This window comes from Janthinobacterium agaricidamnosum, assembly GCF_003667705.1.
Taxonomy (GTDB): domain Bacteria; phylum Pseudomonadota; class Gammaproteobacteria; order Burkholderiales; family Burkholderiaceae_D; genus Janthinobacterium.
The window spans coordinates 4,302,366-4,319,125 of sequence record NZ_CP033019.1; the positions used below are offsets into that span (position 1 = coordinate 4,302,366).

Below are 16,760 nucleotides of genomic sequence, written 5' to 3' on the forward strand. Positions count from 1 at the left end.
GGTCGAAGACAGTACGAATAGTACGGCGAGACCGTGCAACGCAGCCATGGACGTCGTATCAGGTGCTGGAAAGCGAACGAGACGGCGTTCAGGGCCAGGCGCGCGGTCGAAGACAGTACGAATAGTACGGCGAGACCGTGCAACGCAGCCATGGACGTCGTATCAGGTGCTTAGCTCAGCAAAGCTCTCATGGTATTCGCCTTGGCGACCTGCTCTTCGCTGCCACCCTTGATGACCTCATCGATCAGCTCGCGCGCGCCTTCCTTGTCGCCGATTTCCTGGTATGCGATCGCCAGGTCCAGCTTGGTATCCATTTCCATGTGGATAGCCGACAACGGGTCGTCCACGCCCACGCTGGCCGTCTTGCCATCGTTGAGATCCAGGTCGATGCCGGACAGGTCGAATTCCTGTGCGGGCGGTATCGCTTCCGGCAAGCTCGCCGGCGCTTGCGCATCGTCGAACAGGCTGTCGAGGGAAGGCTCGGCCGCCGCGACGGGCGCGGCAGCCGGCGCCACGGGTTCGTCGAGGTCGAAGTGGGCCAGGTCGACATCCTTCAAGGGATCAGGCAATGGCGTCAAACCGGCGCCCACGCCATTGACGGGGCCGGCAGGCGGCTCCAGGTCCAGGCCGAAATCCATGCTGGCGTCATACTGCGCATCGTGCGCGGCAGGGACCGGCTTGCTGTCCGGCCCAGGCATGACGATCGGCTCGCTGGTGGAAACAGGTTCGAAATCGAGGCTGTCGAGGTCAAAGTCGAGGGGGTCGCGCGCATCGCGGGCCGTCACGGAGGAGACCGGCTCGGCCGGCGCCAGGTCGGCCAGCGGCGCGGGCGGCTCGTCGGGCAAGTCCATGCTCTGGCCATGCACGTCGTCGCCGGCTGCCTTGCTCAGGCTGACCACGGCGTCGTCTTCCGTATCGCCATACAGGGGATTGGTGGGATCGAGCGCCAGTCCCAGCGCGGCCGCCTGCGGCCACTCCTCGCCCTGGCCACGCGTCAGACTGTAGAGCTCGCTGGCCTGGTCTTCAAACGCGCGCACGTCGTTGCGGGCCGAATAGATTTCCAGCAGCTTCAGGCGGGCCGCATGGCGTTCCGGGTGGATGCGCAAGGCTTCCTTGAGGATGTCTTCCGCCTGACCATCGCGGCCGTAAGCGATATACACGTCCGCTTCGGCGACGGGGTCCGTTTCATTCGCATCGAGCATGCTGGCGCCCGCCGCGGCGGCCACGCCGGCAGCGGCCGCGCCCGTACCGAACAGGTGATTGCTCGCTTCGGACTGCTGGTCTTCCGGCGCCAGGCCGGACGGCGGCGTCACGGGCGCTTCCGGTTCCGGCTCGACCACGGGGGCGATATCGCCCTGGGCTGGCTGCGGCGTCTCCTTGCGGCGCCGCGCGACCACCAGTGCGGCCACGGCCGCCAGCAGCGCGGCGATGCCGATGCCGATGGCGCCCAGGTGGTCATTGATCTTGTCGGTAATCGTCGGCTCCAGCGGCGATGGTTTTTTCACCAGCGGCACCGGTTTGACCTTCGGTGCGGCAGGCTGAGGTGCGGGCGGCTGCGCCTCGGCCGGCGCGCTGGCGGGTGCGCTGGCAGCGGCCTCGGCCGGTTTGGCGGGTGCGGGGGCGCTCTTGTCGGCCATGGCCTTGCTCTTGACCGCCATCAACTTTTCCAGGTCGCTGACGTTCTTTTCCAGCTCCTTGACGCGTGCAGCGGCTTCATCGACCTGTTTCGCCTTGGCGATCTTGTCTTCCTCGCTGGCGACGGCGCTCTTGCCGGCCGACTTGGCCGCCGGCTCCGCCTTCGACAGTTTCAGCTTGTCTTGCGACTCGCTCACGGCCGTCGGCTTTTCCTGCACCTTGGTCGCACCGATCTTGCCGGCCGTGCTTTGCGTCGCTTGCGCGGCCTTGGCCGGCTTACTTTGCGACACCTGACCTGCCAGCTTGTTGCGGTAGGCCTCGAAATCGATGGCGTGCGCCGTCACGATGCCCTTCGCTTCAGCCGCACCGGTAGCGCGCACGGCGTCCGCGCCAGGCACGGCCAGGATGCGCCCGGCCTGCATGCGGTTCATGTTCTCGCCCTTGAAGGCGTCGGGATTGGCGCGGTACAGGGCGACGAGCATCATGTCGAGCGACACGCCCGAAGGCTTCAGTTCGCTGGCGATGCGGCTCAGGGTGTCGCCCGTCTTGACCTTGTATTCCCCGGCCGGCTTTTTCGCCGCAGCTGGCGCAGCATCGGCCGCCGCCTTGCCTTTGCCCGGTTCGGCCGGCGCCGTCACTTGCGCGCCGCGCGTCTGGCGCGCTTCCGGCGTGTCGAGCACGAACGCATATTCGCGCACCTGGCGACCGCTCTTGCCGCTCAGTTCCAGCAAGAGATCCACCATGGGCTCGGCCACCGGTTGCGCCGAGCTGATGCGGATGAAGGGCTTGCCATTGCGGTTTTCCACGGCAAACGTCAAAGCGTTCAATGCGGGATTGAATTCCACGTTGGCCTGGCGATAGGCCTCCGGCGGCGCCAGCTTGGCCAGCAGGCTGGCTGCCTCGCCTGGCTTGATGGCCGATAATTCGACCTCGGCGCGCAGCGGCTGGCCGGCGGCGGACAGCACCGTGATCTTGCCCAGCTCGGCTGCGGATGCCGCCGGTGACAATAACACCGCACAGGCGACAGCGCTGCTGAGTGTTTTAATGGCAAGGGAGGCGACCCGGGGACGAGTGTGTACAGGCATAGTTGGCGGCATCTTAGTTGACATGGGAAAACAGTTACTTTTCCAGAGGTATCAACATATCATCATGCCCAGAGCTATGCAAGCTCCGCATGGTTGAGCCTTGACGGGCTCAGGGCGAAAAAAAAGCCGGGAAAACAGCCCCGGCTTGATCCGCATCAGCAATTAATTGCTGATTTATTGCTGTTACGCATCCAGCAAAATACGCAGCATGCGGCGCAGCGGCTCGGCCGCGCCCCACAGCAACTGGTCGCCCACGGTGAATGCGGACAGGTATTCGCCGCCCATGCTCATCTTGCGCACGCGGCCGACGGGAATCGTCAGGCTGCCCGTGACGGCTGCCGGCGACAGGTCGCGCACGGACGCTTCGCGCGTGTTCGGCACGAATTTCACCCATTGATTGTTGCTGGCGATGATGTCATTGATTTCATCGAGCGGCACGTCTTTCTTCAGCTTGATGGTCAGCGCCTGCGAATGGCAGCGCATGGCGCCGATGCGCACGCACAGGCCGTCGACGGGAATTTCCTTGGTGCCGAAATCGATGCCGCGGCCGAGGATCTTGTTCGTTTCCGCGCCCGCCTTCCACTCTTCTTTCGACTGGCCGTTGCCCAGGTCCTTGTCGATCCACGGGATCAGGTTGCCGGCCAGCGGCGCGCCGAATTGCTTGATTTCATCCGGCGAATAGCCGTGCTGGGTGGCCAGCACCTGGCGGTCGATTTCCAGGATGGCGGACGCCGGGTTTTCCAGCAGCGCCTTGACGGAGCTGTTGATGGTGCCAAATTGCGTCAGCAGTTCGCGCATGTGCTGCGCGCCGCCGCCCGATGCCGCCTGGTACGTCATCGACGTCATCCAGTCGATCAGGTCGTGCTGGAAAAGGCCGCCCAGGCCCATCATCATGCACGACACGGTGCAATTGCCGCCGATATAGTTCTTGACGCCCTTGCCCAGCGCATCCTTGATGACGTGCAGGTTGACGGGGTCGAGCACGATGACGGCGTCTTTTTCCATGCGCAAGGTCGAGGCCGCATCGATCCAGTAACCGTTCCAGCCGCTAGCGCGCAGCTGCGGGAAGACGGCGCTCGTGTAGTCGCCGCCCTGGCAGGAAATGATGATGTCGCACTTGGACAGTTCGGCGATGTTGTTGGCATCCTTGAGGATGGTTTCATTCTTCGCCATGGCCGGCGCCGCGCCGCCCGTGTTCGAGGTGGTGAAAAACACCGGTTCAATGTGGGCGAAATCGCCCTCTTCCTGCATGCGCTGCATCAGGACCGAACCGACCATACCGCGCCAACCTACCAAGCCAACTAATTTCATTACCATTCCTCAAGATGAGACGGCGACTGCCATCATTGAAATATTTTATCCTAATGCACGCACTACGGCATCACCCATGGCCTCGGTACCGACCAAAGTCGTGCCCGCTTCATGGATGTCGGCCGTGCGCAGCCCCTGCGCCAGCACCTGCTTGACGGCGCCTTCGATGCGATTTGCCTGCTCTTCGCGATTCAGCGAATAGCGCAGCATCATGGCGGCCGACAGGATCGTCGCCAGCGGATTGGCGATGCCCTTGCCCGCGATATCGGGCGCCGAACCGTGCGACGGCTCGTACAAGCCCTTGTTGTTGGCGTCCAGCGAGGCGGACGGCAACATGCCGATCGAGCCCGTCAGCATGGCGGCCGCGTCCGACAAGATATCGCCGAACATGTTGCCAGTCACCATGACATCGAATTTCTTCGGCGCCCGCACCAGCTGCATGGCCGCGTTATCGACATACATATGATCGAGCGCCACGTCCGGGTATTCCTTGTGCACATCGGTGACGATGTCTTTCCAGAACTGGAAGGTTTCCAGCACGTTCGCCTTGTCCACGCTGGTGAGGCGCTTGTCGCGCTTTTGCGCGGCCTGGAATGCCACGTGGGCGATGCGGCGGATTTCGCCTTCCGCATAGCGCATGGTGTCGAAGCCTTCGCGCTGGCCCTTGAACGGACCGTCCGGGCACTCGCGCACGCCGCGGGGCTGGCCGAAATAAATATCGCCCGTCAATTCGCGGATGATCAGGATATCCAAGCCCGACACCACTTCCGGCTTCAGGGTCGAGGCGCCCGCCAGTTCCGGATACAAAATGGCCGGACGCAGGTTGGCGAACAGGCCCAGGTTCTTGCGCAAGCCCAGAATCGCCTGTTCCGGGCGGAACTGGCGCTCGAGGTTGTCGTATTGGTAGTCGCCCACGGCGCCGAACAGCACGGCATCAGCCGCCTTCGCCAGGGCCAGCGTGCCTTCCGGCAAAGGGTGGCCATGGGCCGCGTAGCCGGCGCCGCCCACGGGCGCCGTTTCCAGCTCAAACGATTCGCCCAGCACATTCAAGACCTTGACGGCTTGCGCGACGATTTCAGGACCGATGCCGTCGCCGGGTAAGATTGCAATTTTCATATTTTAATCGTTTAAATGACGTTGGCCAGCCAGGGCTGAGCAGAAAGATGGCGTTCTTCGAAGGCGCGGATGTCGTCGGCGTGGCGCAGGGTCAGGCCGATATCGTCGAGCCCATTCATCAGGCAATATTTGCGGAAGGCATCGATCTCGAACGGGTACGAGACGGAACCGTTGCTGGTGCGCACGCATTGCTGCTCCAGGTCCACCACCAGCTTGAAGCCGGGGAAAGCCTTGACTTCATTGAACAGGTGCTCGACCTGGCTTTCCGACAGCACGATGGGCAGCAAGCCGTTCTTGTAGCAGTTGTTGAAGAAGATGTCGGCAAACGAGGGCGCGATGATGGCGCGGAAGCCATATTGATCGAGCGCCCACGGCGCGTGTTCGCGCGAGGAGCCGCAGCCGAAGTTCTTGCGCGTGAGTAAGATCGAGGCGCCCTGGTAGCGCGGCTCGTTGAGCACGAACTCGGGGTTCAGCGGGCGGCGGCTGTTGTCCTGGCCCGGTTCGCCATGGTCGAGATAGCGCCATTCGTCGAACAGGTTGGGGCCGAAGCCGCTGCGGTGGATCGATTTCAGAAATTGCTTCGGAATAATCGCGTCGGTGTCGACGTTGGCGCGGTCCAGCGGGGCGACCAGGCCTTCGTAAATCGTAAATTTATCCATGCTGTTTCTACTCGGTAAGACGCGCGGCGCGGGGCGCCGCCACGTCACGGTTTATTTTCCGCCGGCGCCAGTGACGACCTGGCCGACTTTCTGCACATCGCGGCCGATGCCCGAGACGGTGTTGCAGCCGGACAAGATGACGGTGGCGATAAGGAGGGCGAAGAGTTTTTTCATGATGATTTCAGTCTATGTGCTAATGGTTGCAAATCCCGTTAGTGTAAACCACCGGCAAATGCTGGGGTCAGACCCAACGGGTCTGACCCCAAATTCATCGCAATCCCCGCACGTCGACAAAATGGCCGGCGATGCCCGCCGCCGCCGCCATCGCGGGCGACACCAGGTGGGTACGACCGCCCTGCCCTTGCCGGCCTTCGAAGTTGCGGTTCGAGGTCGAGGCGCAGCGTTCGCCCGGTTCCAGACGGTCCGCATTCATGGCCAGGCACATGGAGCAGCCCGGCTCGCGCCACTCGAAGCCGGCATCCTTGAAGATGCGGTCGAGTCCTTCGCGCTCGGCCTGGTCTTTCACCAGGCCGGAACCGGGCACGACCAGCGCCAGGGTGACGTTCGAGGCGCGGTACTTGCCGCGCACCACGGCGGCCGCCGCGCGCAAATCTTCGATGCGCGAATTGGTGCAGGAACCGATGAAGACCTTGTCGATGCGGATGTCCGCGATCGGCGTGTTCGGCTTCAGCGCCATGTAGACGAGCGCCTTTTCGATGGCGTCACGCTTGACGCTGTCTTTCTCATTGTCCGGATCCGGTACGCGGCCATCGATGCCGACCACCATCTCGGGCGAGGTGCCCCACGTCACTTGCGGTTCGATCTCTTGCGCGTTGAGCGTGACGACGAGGTCGAAACGGGCGCCCGGGTCCGAATGCAGCGTGCGCCAGTAGGCCACGGCGCGTTCCCAGTGCGGACCGGCCGGCGAAAACGGACGGCCCTTGACGTAATTGATGGTGGTGTCGTCCACGCCGATGATGCCGGCGCGCGCGCCCGCCTCGATGGCCATGTTGCACACCGTCATGCGGCCTTCCATCGACAAGGCGCGGATGGCCGAGCCGCCGAACTCGATACAGTAACCGGTGCCGCCGGCCGTGCCGATCTTGCCGATGATGGCCAGCACGATATCTTTCGCCGTCACGCCGGCCGGCAGAGCGCCGTCGACCTGCACCAGCATGGACTTGGATTTCTTTTGCAGCAAGGTTTGGGTGGCCAGCACGTGTTCCACTTCCGACGTGCCGATGCCGTGCGCCAGCGCGCCGAACGCGCCATGCGTGGACGTGTGCGAATCGCCGCAGACCACCGTCATGCCGGGCAGGGTCGCGCCCTGTTCGGGGCCGATCACGTGCACGATACCCTGGCGCTTGTCGTTCATGTTGAAATAGGTCAAGCCGTAGTGCTTGGCGTTCTTGTCCAAGGTTTCCACCTGCAGGCGCGAGACGGGATCGGCAATGCCGTCGACCCGGCTGGTGGTGGGCACGTTATGGTCGGCCACGGCCAGGTTGGCGGAAATGCGCCACGGCTGGCGGCCCGCCACGCTGAGGCCATCGAAGGCTTGCGGACTGGTGACTTCGTGCAGCAAGTGCCGGTCGATGTACAAAATTGTCGTGCCATCATCTTCGGCCCGAACAACGTGGGATTCCCAGAGTTTGTCGTAAAGCGTCTTCATCATGATTTATGCAGCGTTGCCACAGCCTGTAGTAAGTGATCAAGTGATACCAGGTCATACGGTGATCCACAAGGATTATGCCATATATTGCGCGACACAGAACCGAAACAGGCAAAAGCGTGGGATTGGCGATACAAAGTTTGGCCGTATTGTTGGATATGAGCTGGAAATTGCCGATATCGGCATATCGGCGACATGACGGCCCCATCTGCGGGCAGGCCGCCGAACGAGCCACGGCGCGGCCAGAAATCGATACTTTTTCTTTAATCTTTCGTGTATTGTATTTAGACAACAATTTCAGGAAAGACTGCATTGATGAGACTGTGTTCTTTTGCCGCCACGCTCCTGACTACTTTGACAGTCAGCCATACGCAAGCGGCCACGCCGGGCGAGACCTGCCTGCAGGACTTGCGCGTCCTTCCCGCCTTTTTGCTGGAAAACGATACTGGCGCGCGCCAGCATCTGGCACAAAAAGGTCAAGCGTATTTCGATCAGGCATTGGCCAGCGCCAGCACCGCGGCGGCCAGGGTGAACGGTGAGGCTGCCTGCAATACGGTACTGTCCGGTTACCTGAGCCAGTGGCGCAAAGGCCACCTGCAGATCATGCCGACCGGTGCGCTGAAACATGAGACACCAGCTGCAGCACCATCCTCAACCGCCGCGCCAACGGCCACCATCGATGACAGGGCGCCATCGCTGCAGCTGCTGTCGCCGCACACGGCGCTGCTGACCTTACCGAGTTTTTTCCCCGGGTACGCCGGGCTCATCAATGATTTACTGGAAAGCAAGCGCGACGAACTGGCCAGCCGTCGAAACTGGATTATCGATGTGCGGCGCAACAACGGCGGCAGCGACAGCACATATGCGCCCTTGCTGCCATGGCTAGCTTCAGGCGAGAGCGTCAATATCGGTGGCGAATGGCTGTCCACGCCGGCCAATATCGCCAGCCAGGAAAACATCTGCGCGCTGTACGCTCCCGGCGACGCCACCTGCACGAAATATATGGCACTGGCCGTCACCCGCATGCGCAGCGTGCAGCCCGGCCAGTTCGTGGCGCAAAGCACCAACGGGCCTGTCAGCTATGCGAGTGTGTCTGGCCAGGCAGTACAGCCGTCCAGGGTGGCGGTGCTGGTTGACCGCGATTGCGGCAGTTCCTGCGAACAGTTTCTGCTGGAAGCGCGGCAAAGCTTTCGCGTCAAGCTGATCGGACGCAACAGCGGAGGCGCGCTCGATTATTCGAATCTGCGCATGCACCCTCTGCCCTCGGGACGGCGCCAGCTGGCCTACGCCACCTCGCGCTCGGCCCGCTTGCCAGATCTGCAGGTCGATCTCGACGGCATCATGCCCGACATCTACCTGCCGCCGCCGAAGGACGAGGCGGAGCGCGCCCAGGAAATCGTGCGCGTGCAGCGCTGGCTGGAAGGCGGCACCTTACGTCCTAACAACATCTGACACCGCTGGCGCCATAAAAAAAGCCCGCTATGCCTAGCGGGCTTTCTAACGATTGAAGCAAGACTCAGGCAGCTAGACGAACGCTTCCCCGGCAGCCGTCCATCAGGAACGACAGGCCCACGACCAGCACCAGCTCGCCTTCGGCCGAGCGGGCCGTACCCGTGATGCCTTCCACGGTGATGGCCGTCATCGGCTTGATCACCAGGTCGGCCGTGCCATCGACGGCTTCCACGGCAAGAATGTACGGCTGTGGCGCGGCGACGACGATGCCGACGCGTTCGCTGCACGATTCATAGCCCAGGGCACCGGCCAGCGACCGTACGGGCAATGGACGGCCCTGGTCTTTCAGCACGGGCGCGCCACCCACTTCCATGAAGGTTTCCGGCAATTCGACGACGCGCTGCACCACCGCCATCGGCAGCGCCAGCGCGGCGCCCGAGGTCGACACGAGCATGGTCGGCACGATCGACAGTTCGATCGGCAGGCGGATGGCGAACTTCGTGCCCTTGCCCAGCGTCGACTCGATGTGGATGGCGCCGCGGTTTTTCTCCACGGCCGTTTTCACCACGTCCATGCCCACGCCGCGGCCGGAGACGCTGGACGCCACTTCCTTGGTCGAGAAGCCCGGCAGGAACACCAGCTGGAAGCATTCGTCGTTGCTCAACTGCGCGTTTTCGCTGATCAAGCCCTTTTGCTGGGCCTTGCTGCGCAAGAAGACCGGATCCATGCCCTTGCCGTCATCCTGCAGCACGATCATGACGCTGTTGGCCTCTTGCCAGGCTTTCAGCGAAATATACGACTTGGCGGGCTTGCCGGCGGCCAGGCGCGCTTCCGGCGATTCGACGCCATGGTCGAGCGAGTTGCGCAGCATGTGCACGAGCGGATCGTACAGGCTGTCCACGACGACGCGGTCGACTTCCGTTTCCGCGCCTTCGATGGTCAGCTCGACATCCTTGCCCAGGTCTTTCGCCAGCTCGCGCACCAGGCGCGGGAATTTCTGGAACAGGCGGCCGACAGGCTGCATGCGCGTGGCCAGGGTGGCCCGCTGCAGTTCGGTCGAGTAACGCGAGGCGCGCTCCAGGGTTTCCGCCAGGGTCGCCATCAGGGTAGCGGCCTGGCCTTCGAATTTGAATTGCAGCAAGCGTTCGAGCAGCACGGCGGCCTGGTTGGCGGCCTGCACGGATTCGCCCGCCACTTCCAGCAGCGCGTCGAGCTTGACGGCGTCGACGCGGATGCTGTCTTCCTTGACGGGCGCGGCATGGCGCACTTCCGGACGCTCTTCGCGTCGTTCGGCGCCATCCCAGGCCTTGGCGGCCGGCTTGGCGGCAGCGGCAGCAGCGGCGGGCGCAGCGGCGGCCACGACGGCAGGGGCAGCGGCGACGGCGGACACCGGCGCGGCAGCGACCCGGCTGCCCTCGGGCACGACGGCGTTATACATGCCTTCCCAGTCCAGGCCATCGGCGCCGGCGGTGGAGACGGCGGCGGCAGGCGTGGCGGCAGGCACTTCCGCAACCTCGGCAACGGGCGCGGCCACTTCCGCCACCACGGCGGCGGCAGGCGCAGGCGCGTCCATGCCCTTGCCTTCGATGGCGTTCGTCAGGATGTGTTCCAGCTCTTCCGGCATGGCCGGCAAGCTTTCCGGCGCGGCGCCATTGGCCAGTTCCGTCAGCTGGTCGGCGACGAAACCGGACGCCTGCAGCGCCGCCTCGATGGCGATGGGGGTGACGGGCGCGGCGCCCGTGCGCAAGGCGTCGAACAGGTTTTCCGTCAGGTGGCAGGCCGCCACCAGCGCGGGCAAGCCCATGAAGCCGGCACCGCCCTTGATCGTGTGGAAGGAACGAAACACCGCATTCAGTGTTTCCTTGTTGTCAGGATCGCGCTCGAGGCGCAACAAGTGCTCTTCAACATTAACCGCAAGATCCATCGCCTCAACGACGAAATCCTTGAGCATATCGTCCATTAGAATCCCAAATCCGCAAGAAGGTCGTCTACATTATCCTGGTCCAGCGCCACCGACGGCACGGACGGGCCCTGCATCAGCGGCACCGGCTTTTGCGCCAGTTTCTCGCGCACCTCGGCCGGCGCGTTGTCGCGCAACAGCTGGGCCAGTTCGTTTTCCACGGTCTTGGTGATGTTGACCACTTTTTTGATCAGCTGGCCCGTGATGTCCTGGAAGTCCTGCGCCATCATGATTTCCAACAAGCGCGCTTTTTCCGCTTCCGTCGCTTCGGCAACGGCTTGCGCGAACTGGCGCGAGTCGCCGGCCAGGGCCTTGAATTCTTCCAGGCTCAGCTTGCCGTCGAACAGCGCCGTCCAGCGGCCGTCCATGTCCTTGGCTTTCTTCGACAGCACATCCTGCGCCGGCATGCCTTCGTCGAGCGTGTTCAGGACCTTGTTGGCGGCCTGTTCGGTCAGGGTGGCGACGTATTCCAGGCGGTCCTGGGCGTCGACGATCTGCGACGACGCTTCCGTCAGCGCCTTGTCGTAGCCCAGTTCGCGCAGCGAATCGTGCAGCAGGCGCACGATGCCGCCCAGACGCTCGAACATCGGCTTGTCGGACTGGTCGACGGGATCGGCCGCGTCGCCAGACGCCTCGGCGCCGGCCACAGGCAGCGCTTCCGCCTCGGCGGCCACGGGCTCGGCGGCTGCCGGCACGGCGGCGTTGGCCGACACCGAGTCGAACAGCGCGTCGAAATCGTCCTCCGCAATCACGGCGGGAGCGGGCGCGGCGGCAGGCGCGGGCTGAGCCGCGGCCGCACTTTGCGCAGATACTTCATCGAATAATGCGTCGAAATCATCAGCGGCGTTGGTCATATCCCTGCTTCTCCATAATTTGTCAAAATTCCGCCTGAACTGTGCGTTTTACAGACTGATACCCACAATTTCTCGATTAAGATGATTTGAGGCAATACCGCTGCGATGGTGCGAGTGTAGCAGGGCGCCGCCCTGTTGGTAAATCTCAAAACGCGCTTCCTGGTGCAAAGCTGGCCTACAAGAGCTTTTCCACAAGGAAATATGTGTTCCAGCTGTTGTATTTTGAAATACTACCATTGGCGTGCGTGCAAGACCACGCACAGCAGAAGAAATCCTGCTTCCGGGCGTCTGCGCAACAGCGCCACATGGACATCGTTGCAGCTACACACGATCTTTCTGCCAATGTTGTCTATACTGAAGGTGCAGTTGTATTGATAATTATCAAGTCTTTGCATGAATACAATGCTGCCGCCGCGTCTACAATAAGAGGCGTTGCGCGCGCTCAGTCACCGCCAAAGGACCTGCCATGTATAAGAAAATTCTGATCGCCACCGATGGCTCCACCGTCTCCAACCTGACGGCCTGCGCCGGCGTTGCTTTTGCCGAACAGATGCACGCCGACATCCTTGCCTTGTATGTGGCGCCCGAATACCAGTACCCGGTGTACATCGAAATCATTCCGCCAAGCTATCCCAGCGAGGAGGAGTACCGCATCGCCATGCGCAAGGCCGGCGCCGACCACTGGCAGCCCATCCTCGACGCGGCCGCCAAGCGCGGCCTGGAAGCGACGGGCCTGACGGCCTTTTCCGACAGCCCGGCCCTGAAGATCGTGGAAGTGGCGCAATTGCAGCATTGCGATCTGATTTTCATGGGTTCGCATGGCCGCAGCGGCTGGGGGCAATTGCTGTTGGGCAGTGTGACCAATAAAGTGCTGTCGCACTCGAAATTGCCCGTGCTCGTGCATAGGCTGATCAAGGAACCCCCGTCCGAATAAGAGGTCACATGACCACCGGGGCCGCCGTTGCCGGCATATGCAGAAAAAGGCATAATGCGGCCGCCTCAGTTAAAATGACAACGTTTCTCGTTTCTCAACATTTGATTGTCCGGTGACGGACAGAGCAGATTTCACGCATCCAGATTGCCCGCCTATGATACGTATTGTAATTGCCGACGACCACACCATCATGCGAGAAGGCTTGAAGCGCATCCTTGACGGCGCGCCGGATATCGATATCGTGGGCGAAGCCATCGACGGCTTTGAAGTACTCAATCAGGTGCGCCAGGGCGGCTTCGACCTGCTGCTGCTCGACCTGTCAATGCCGGGCCGCAGCGGCGTCGACCTGATCCGGCAAATCCGCAGCGAGGCGCCCAAGCTGGCCATCCTGATCCTCACCATGCACGAGGAAGAACAATATGCGGTGCGCGCCATCCGCGCCGGCGCACAAGGCTATCTAACCAAGGAAAGCGCTGGTACCCAGCTCGTGGGCGCCATTCACAAGGTGGCGTCGGGACGCCCCTACATCAGCGCCGAGGTGGCCGAGCAGCTCGTGCTCAACATCATGATGCCGAATGAAAGCTTGCTGCACAAACAGTTATCGGACCGCGAGTTCGAAGTCTTTTCCCTGCTGGTGGCGGGCAAGTCGATCACGGAAATCGCCAACAACCTGCACCTGAGCGTGAAGACGGTGAGTACGCACAAGACGCGCATCATGCAAAAAATGGGCATGAGTTCGCTGTCCGAAATGGTGCAGTACGCCGTGGCGCACCGCCTGCTCTCCCCCTTCAAGACGTAAGCCCGGCGGCGCGCGCCCGCGCGTCGACCGTAGGAACAATCCTACTCCCCTACCGTAGCTCCTACTGCCATATTCAGCCACTGCTGATATTAATTGCATATGGTTGTTGGCATACTGAAACCAGTAATCAAGTTGCTGGGAAGTTATTTCATCACACAGCAAGTCGTCAGCGAATTGAGCTTTACCAGCCTGGACGCGCGCCGCCCTTTCCCTGCCCGCCGTCTGCGCACCCTGTCATTCAACTCTGAACTACCTGTCACCAGGAGATGAACATGCTGTCCACGCAAACGCCCGAAACCCGCGCCGCCGCCCCATCGCTGGCCCCCTCTTCCCCGATGGAAGCAGGGCGCCAGCGCCAGGGGCGGCTATGGTCGAACCTGAAGGAAGTATGCGATCTGCTGCATATCTCCAGCGCCTGCACCATCGCCGCCGACGAACTGCTGTTCCAGCACGTGCAATTCAAGACGGGCCAGCGCGTGCATACCATCGGCCAACCGTTCGACACCTTGTACATCGTCAATTCGGGCTTCCTGAAAACCGTGCTCATCGACGAATTCGGCAATGAACAGGTACTGAGCTTTCCCATGAAGGGCGACATGCTGGGCGTCGACGGCATCCACTCGCGCCACTACTCCTCGGAAGCGGTGGCCCTGTCCGACTGCGACCTGATCTTGTTGCCGTTCAAGAAGCTGACGGCGCTGGGACGTGTTCACCTGGAACTGGAAAACGTCATGTACGGCGTGATGAGCCGCGAACTGGTGCGCGAACAGGCGATGATCGGCATGCTGGGCGCCTTGAGCGCCGAAGCCCGCGTGGCGCGCTTCCTCGTCTCGCTGGCCGACCGCTTCGCGCAGATGGGCTATTCGAGCAAGCTGTTCAACCTGCGCATGACGCGCCACGAAATCGGCAGCTACCTGGGCCTGACCCTGGAAACGGTGAGCCGCACTTTGTCCGCCTTCAATGAAATCGGCCTGATCTCGGTTGACCAGCGCACCATCGGCATCAAGGATCCGGACGCCCTGAAAACCCTGCGCCGCTTGCCGCCGTCGCGCTCGCGCGCCAAGCAGCTGGCTGCCGCCAAGCTCAAGGCCGACACCACCGCCGCCGCGGCCGCCTCGGCGCAATTGCTGGCCACGATTTAACGCCATCCCGATTTCTTCCAGCTTGGCACAGGCTTGACCCGACCAAGGCGCGCACCGCCTTGGCGGGTCTTTTTTGCTGCCGCTCCCCTTCCATGCCGCACCAATGGCCGTCTTCGCGCAGCGCCATGCTCCACGCTGCCATCCCATCGCAAAAAAGCACGGCTTGCGCATAAATAAGCCTTGCTTTTCGGGCCACATTCAACAATAATGCAAATACGAATCATTCTCAACTGAGATAAAGAAAGCCCAACATGCAAAGCTCAAAACCAGCCTTGATCCAGGATGCCGCTACCGCCCACGTCCGTCCTCCCGTCAGCATGGCCCAGCCGGCGCGCCGCATCACCAGCGAAGCGCTGCTGCAGCAGGGCCGCGAAGTGGAGATTGAGCACAGCGGCAAGATCTATCGCCTGCGCGTCACCCAATTGAACAAGCTGATCCTGACTGCCTGAAGCAGCACGGCAGCCAGTCACCACGCTCGCCAGCCAGTCGCGCCCCGTGCGCGCAGCCAGCCAAACCACCGCACAGGAGTGTTTGATGGCGAACGACCGACCTTCCTCGATGTTTCCTTCCCCGCAAGGCCAGCAGCCTGAATTGCTGCTGTCGGCCGTGCTGCACCTGATGTCGCACTACCATGCGGACAGTCCCTGCGAGAAACTGGCCGCAGTCATCGAACGCCATCTGCAAGCGCTGGCCGGCTCGCCCGGCCTCGGCCCCGTGCTGCAAGCGACTTGCCAGCAACTGTCGCAGCAATGGGCCACCCTGGTGGCGCTGCACCGGCCCGCGCCGCCGAAGACCACCTTGCTCGAGCGCCTGGCACGCATGCTGAGCGCCAGACGTCCTGCCTCGCCGCTGCCGCACTAATTTCTATTTCTCTTCCACCGCTGCCCCACCGCCCAACAGGATATCGCCATGTGTGACAAAGACCAGTCCCTGCCCGTCATCAGCAATTGCGCCCACGCCGACACGGAAACGGCCGCGCTCGCTTCGCGCCGCCGCCGGCTGTGGGAACTGTCGCATACCTGCCATTGCCCGCTGGTCGGCGTAGGCTTGCCCTTGGGCTACCTGCGCAAGCTGGTGGGCAAGATGACGGGCGGGCGCGTGCTGGCCGACGACTACGAAGTGCACGTGGGCGCCGTGACGGAATGCGGCGCGCGCAACCGCCTGTCCGAAGCGCTGCAAAAGGAACTCGAACGCCGCTACGCTCCCGTGATCCTGCGCTTTCGCGGCGCCAAGACCACGGAACAGGTAGCGCAACTGTGGCGCACGGCCGTCGCCAACGGCGACGTGTCGGGCGCCTTCTGGGCCGGCCTGACGCACCCGCGCTGCGACGCCGAGCTGGAAGAGCAGATGTGCCGCGACTTGCACATGATCCAGCACCAGGCCGGCGCCTGCGTACGCGCCGACATGGGCAAATTTACGGCCTTGCAGGAAGAAAATGCGCGCCTGACGCAGGAACTGGCCAAGCTGCAGCAGCGCAGCCAGGCCGCACTGACGGAAAAAACGGGCGAACTGGAACGCCAGGAAGCCGTGCTGCTGCGCACGCGGGCCGAGTCCATCGGCAAGGATAGCGTGATCGACGGCTTGCGCGCGGAACTGGCGCAATTGCAGGCGGCCGTCCCGGCACTGGAATCGCGCACGCGCCTGGTCGAACGCCTGGCGCAAATGGATGAGCGCGAAAAGGAATTGCGCCAGCAAATCGCGGAATTGAAACAGGCCCAGCCGCGCCAAGCCGCCGGCGTGCCGCCACCGGCACCCAAGCTGGAAGTGCCGACCGGCGGCAAGCTGAAAATGCCGATCCGCCTCGTCGATCAAAGCGTCTTGTGCGTGGGCGGACGCAGCGGCAATGTCGCCACCTACCGCGCCCTGATCGAGCGGGTCGGCGCGCAGTTCGCCCACCACGACGGCGGCCTGGAAGACAATGCCAACCTGCTCGACTCGAGCCTGGCGGCCGCCGACCTGGTGATTTGCCAGACGGGCTGCATCAGCCACAGCGCCTACTGGCGCGTGAAGGATTATTGCAAGCGCACGGGCAAGCGCTGCGTCTTCATCGACAACCCCAGCATCTCCAGCCTGGCGCGCGGCTTGCAGGAAGTGAGCGGCGAGATGGACACGGCGCCGCTGGCTGCGATCCAGCCATAAGCAAT

The 16,760-nt window shown here is 62.7% G+C and carries 15 protein-coding genes; 7 read left to right on the forward strand and 8 right to left on the reverse strand.

The genetic code is table 11. The features are described from left to right. Positions 1-170: 170 nt before the first annotated feature. The 6 genes from D9M09_RS19485 to leuC all read right to left on the reverse strand — a co-directional run bounded on the left by D9M09_RS19485 (position 171) and on the right by leuC (position 7,478). A complete protein-coding gene (locus tag D9M09_RS19485) occupies positions 171-2,648 on the reverse strand; it encodes a FimV/HubP family polar landmark protein (RefSeq protein WP_276208645.1) in 2,478 nt (825 codons plus the stop codon). Between the two features lie 255 nt (positions 2,649-2,903). Beyond that, positions 2,904-4,031 carry an aspartate-semialdehyde dehydrogenase gene (asd, locus tag D9M09_RS19490; RefSeq protein ID WP_071653796.1) on the reverse strand — a complete coding sequence of 376 codons (1,128 nt, stop codon included), beginning with the start codon at positions 4,029-4,031 and terminating at the stop codon, positions 2,904-2,906. Positions 4,032-4,076: 45 nt separating this feature from the next. Continuing rightward, positions 4,077-5,147 (reverse strand): 3-isopropylmalate dehydrogenase, encoded by a 1,071-nt coding sequence (leuB, locus tag D9M09_RS19495; RefSeq protein ID WP_070221124.1) that lies wholly within the window; start codon positions 5,145-5,147, stop codon positions 4,077-4,079. An 11-nt stretch (positions 5,148-5,158) separates the two neighbouring features. Next, positions 5,159-5,806, reverse strand: a complete 648-nt coding sequence (gene leuD / locus D9M09_RS19500) for a 3-isopropylmalate dehydratase small subunit (protein ID WP_034783435.1) — start codon at positions 5,804-5,806, stop codon at positions 5,159-5,161. A gap of 51 nt (positions 5,807-5,857) precedes the next feature. Then, positions 5,858-5,980 carry a lipoprotein gene (locus tag D9M09_RS19505; protein WP_010400408.1) on the reverse strand — a complete coding sequence of 41 codons (123 nt, stop codon included), beginning with the start codon at positions 5,978-5,980 and terminating at the stop codon, positions 5,858-5,860. A gap of 94 nt (positions 5,981-6,074) precedes the next feature. Further along, the gene (gene leuC / locus D9M09_RS19510) at positions 6,075-7,478 is read right to left on the reverse strand and encodes a 3-isopropylmalate dehydratase large subunit (RefSeq protein WP_070311171.1); all 1,404 of its coding nucleotides are present in this window, start codon (positions 7,476-7,478) and stop codon (positions 6,075-6,077) included. A gap of 312 nt (positions 7,479-7,790) precedes the next feature. Here leuC and D9M09_RS19515 point away from each other — a divergent pair, with 312 nt between their 5' ends. Beyond that, entirely contained in the window at positions 7,791-8,927 is a 1,137-nt protein-coding gene (locus D9M09_RS19515; protein WP_121670175.1) for a S41 family peptidase, read from the forward strand. Between the two features lie 64 nt (positions 8,928-8,991). Here D9M09_RS19515 and D9M09_RS19520 read toward each other — a convergent pair whose 3' ends face one another. Beyond that, positions 8,992-10,887, reverse strand: a complete 1,896-nt coding sequence (locus D9M09_RS19520) for a chemotaxis protein CheA (protein ID WP_070221116.1) — start codon at positions 10,885-10,887, stop codon at positions 8,992-8,994. Further along, complete coding sequence (locus tag D9M09_RS19525) at positions 10,887-11,741, reverse strand: protein phosphatase CheZ (RefSeq protein WP_121670176.1); 855 nt, start codon at positions 11,739-11,741, stop codon at positions 10,887-10,889. Before D9M09_RS19525 ends, D9M09_RS19520 begins: the two co-directional genes overlap by 1 nt. A gap of 466 nt (positions 11,742-12,207) precedes the next feature. Here D9M09_RS19525 and D9M09_RS19530 point away from each other — a divergent pair, with 466 nt between their 5' ends. The 6 genes from D9M09_RS19530 (at position 12,208) to D9M09_RS19555 (ending at position 16,755) form a co-directional block, all read left to right on the forward strand. Further along, positions 12,208-12,675, forward strand: a complete 468-nt coding sequence (locus D9M09_RS19530) for a universal stress protein (RefSeq protein WP_070221114.1) — start codon at positions 12,208-12,210, stop codon at positions 12,673-12,675. 154 nt (positions 12,676-12,829) lie between these two features. Then, the gene (locus D9M09_RS19535) at positions 12,830-13,474 is read left to right on the forward strand and encodes a response regulator (RefSeq protein WP_070221113.1); all 645 of its coding nucleotides are present in this window, start codon (positions 12,830-12,832) and stop codon (positions 13,472-13,474) included. A 335-nt stretch (positions 13,475-13,809) separates the two neighbouring features. Continuing rightward, the gene (locus D9M09_RS19540; protein WP_070221155.1) at positions 13,810-14,616 is read left to right on the forward strand and encodes a Crp/Fnr family transcriptional regulator; all 807 of its coding nucleotides are present in this window, start codon (positions 13,810-13,812) and stop codon (positions 14,614-14,616) included. Between the two features lie 251 nt (positions 14,617-14,867). Further along, positions 14,868-15,065, forward strand: coding sequence for a hemin uptake protein HemP (gene hemP, locus D9M09_RS19545; protein ID WP_034750559.1), 198 nt, complete (start codon positions 14,868-14,870; stop codon positions 15,063-15,065). Between the two features lie 85 nt (positions 15,066-15,150). Further along, the gene (locus tag D9M09_RS19550) at positions 15,151-15,477 is read left to right on the forward strand and encodes a hypothetical protein (protein WP_070221111.1); all 327 of its coding nucleotides are present in this window, start codon (positions 15,151-15,153) and stop codon (positions 15,475-15,477) included. Between the two features lie 48 nt (positions 15,478-15,525). Next, the gene (locus D9M09_RS19555; protein WP_121670177.1) at positions 15,526-16,755 is read left to right on the forward strand and encodes a DUF2325 domain-containing protein; all 1,230 of its coding nucleotides are present in this window, start codon (positions 15,526-15,528) and stop codon (positions 16,753-16,755) included. The last annotated feature ends 5 nt before the right edge of the window (positions 16,756-16,760 follow it).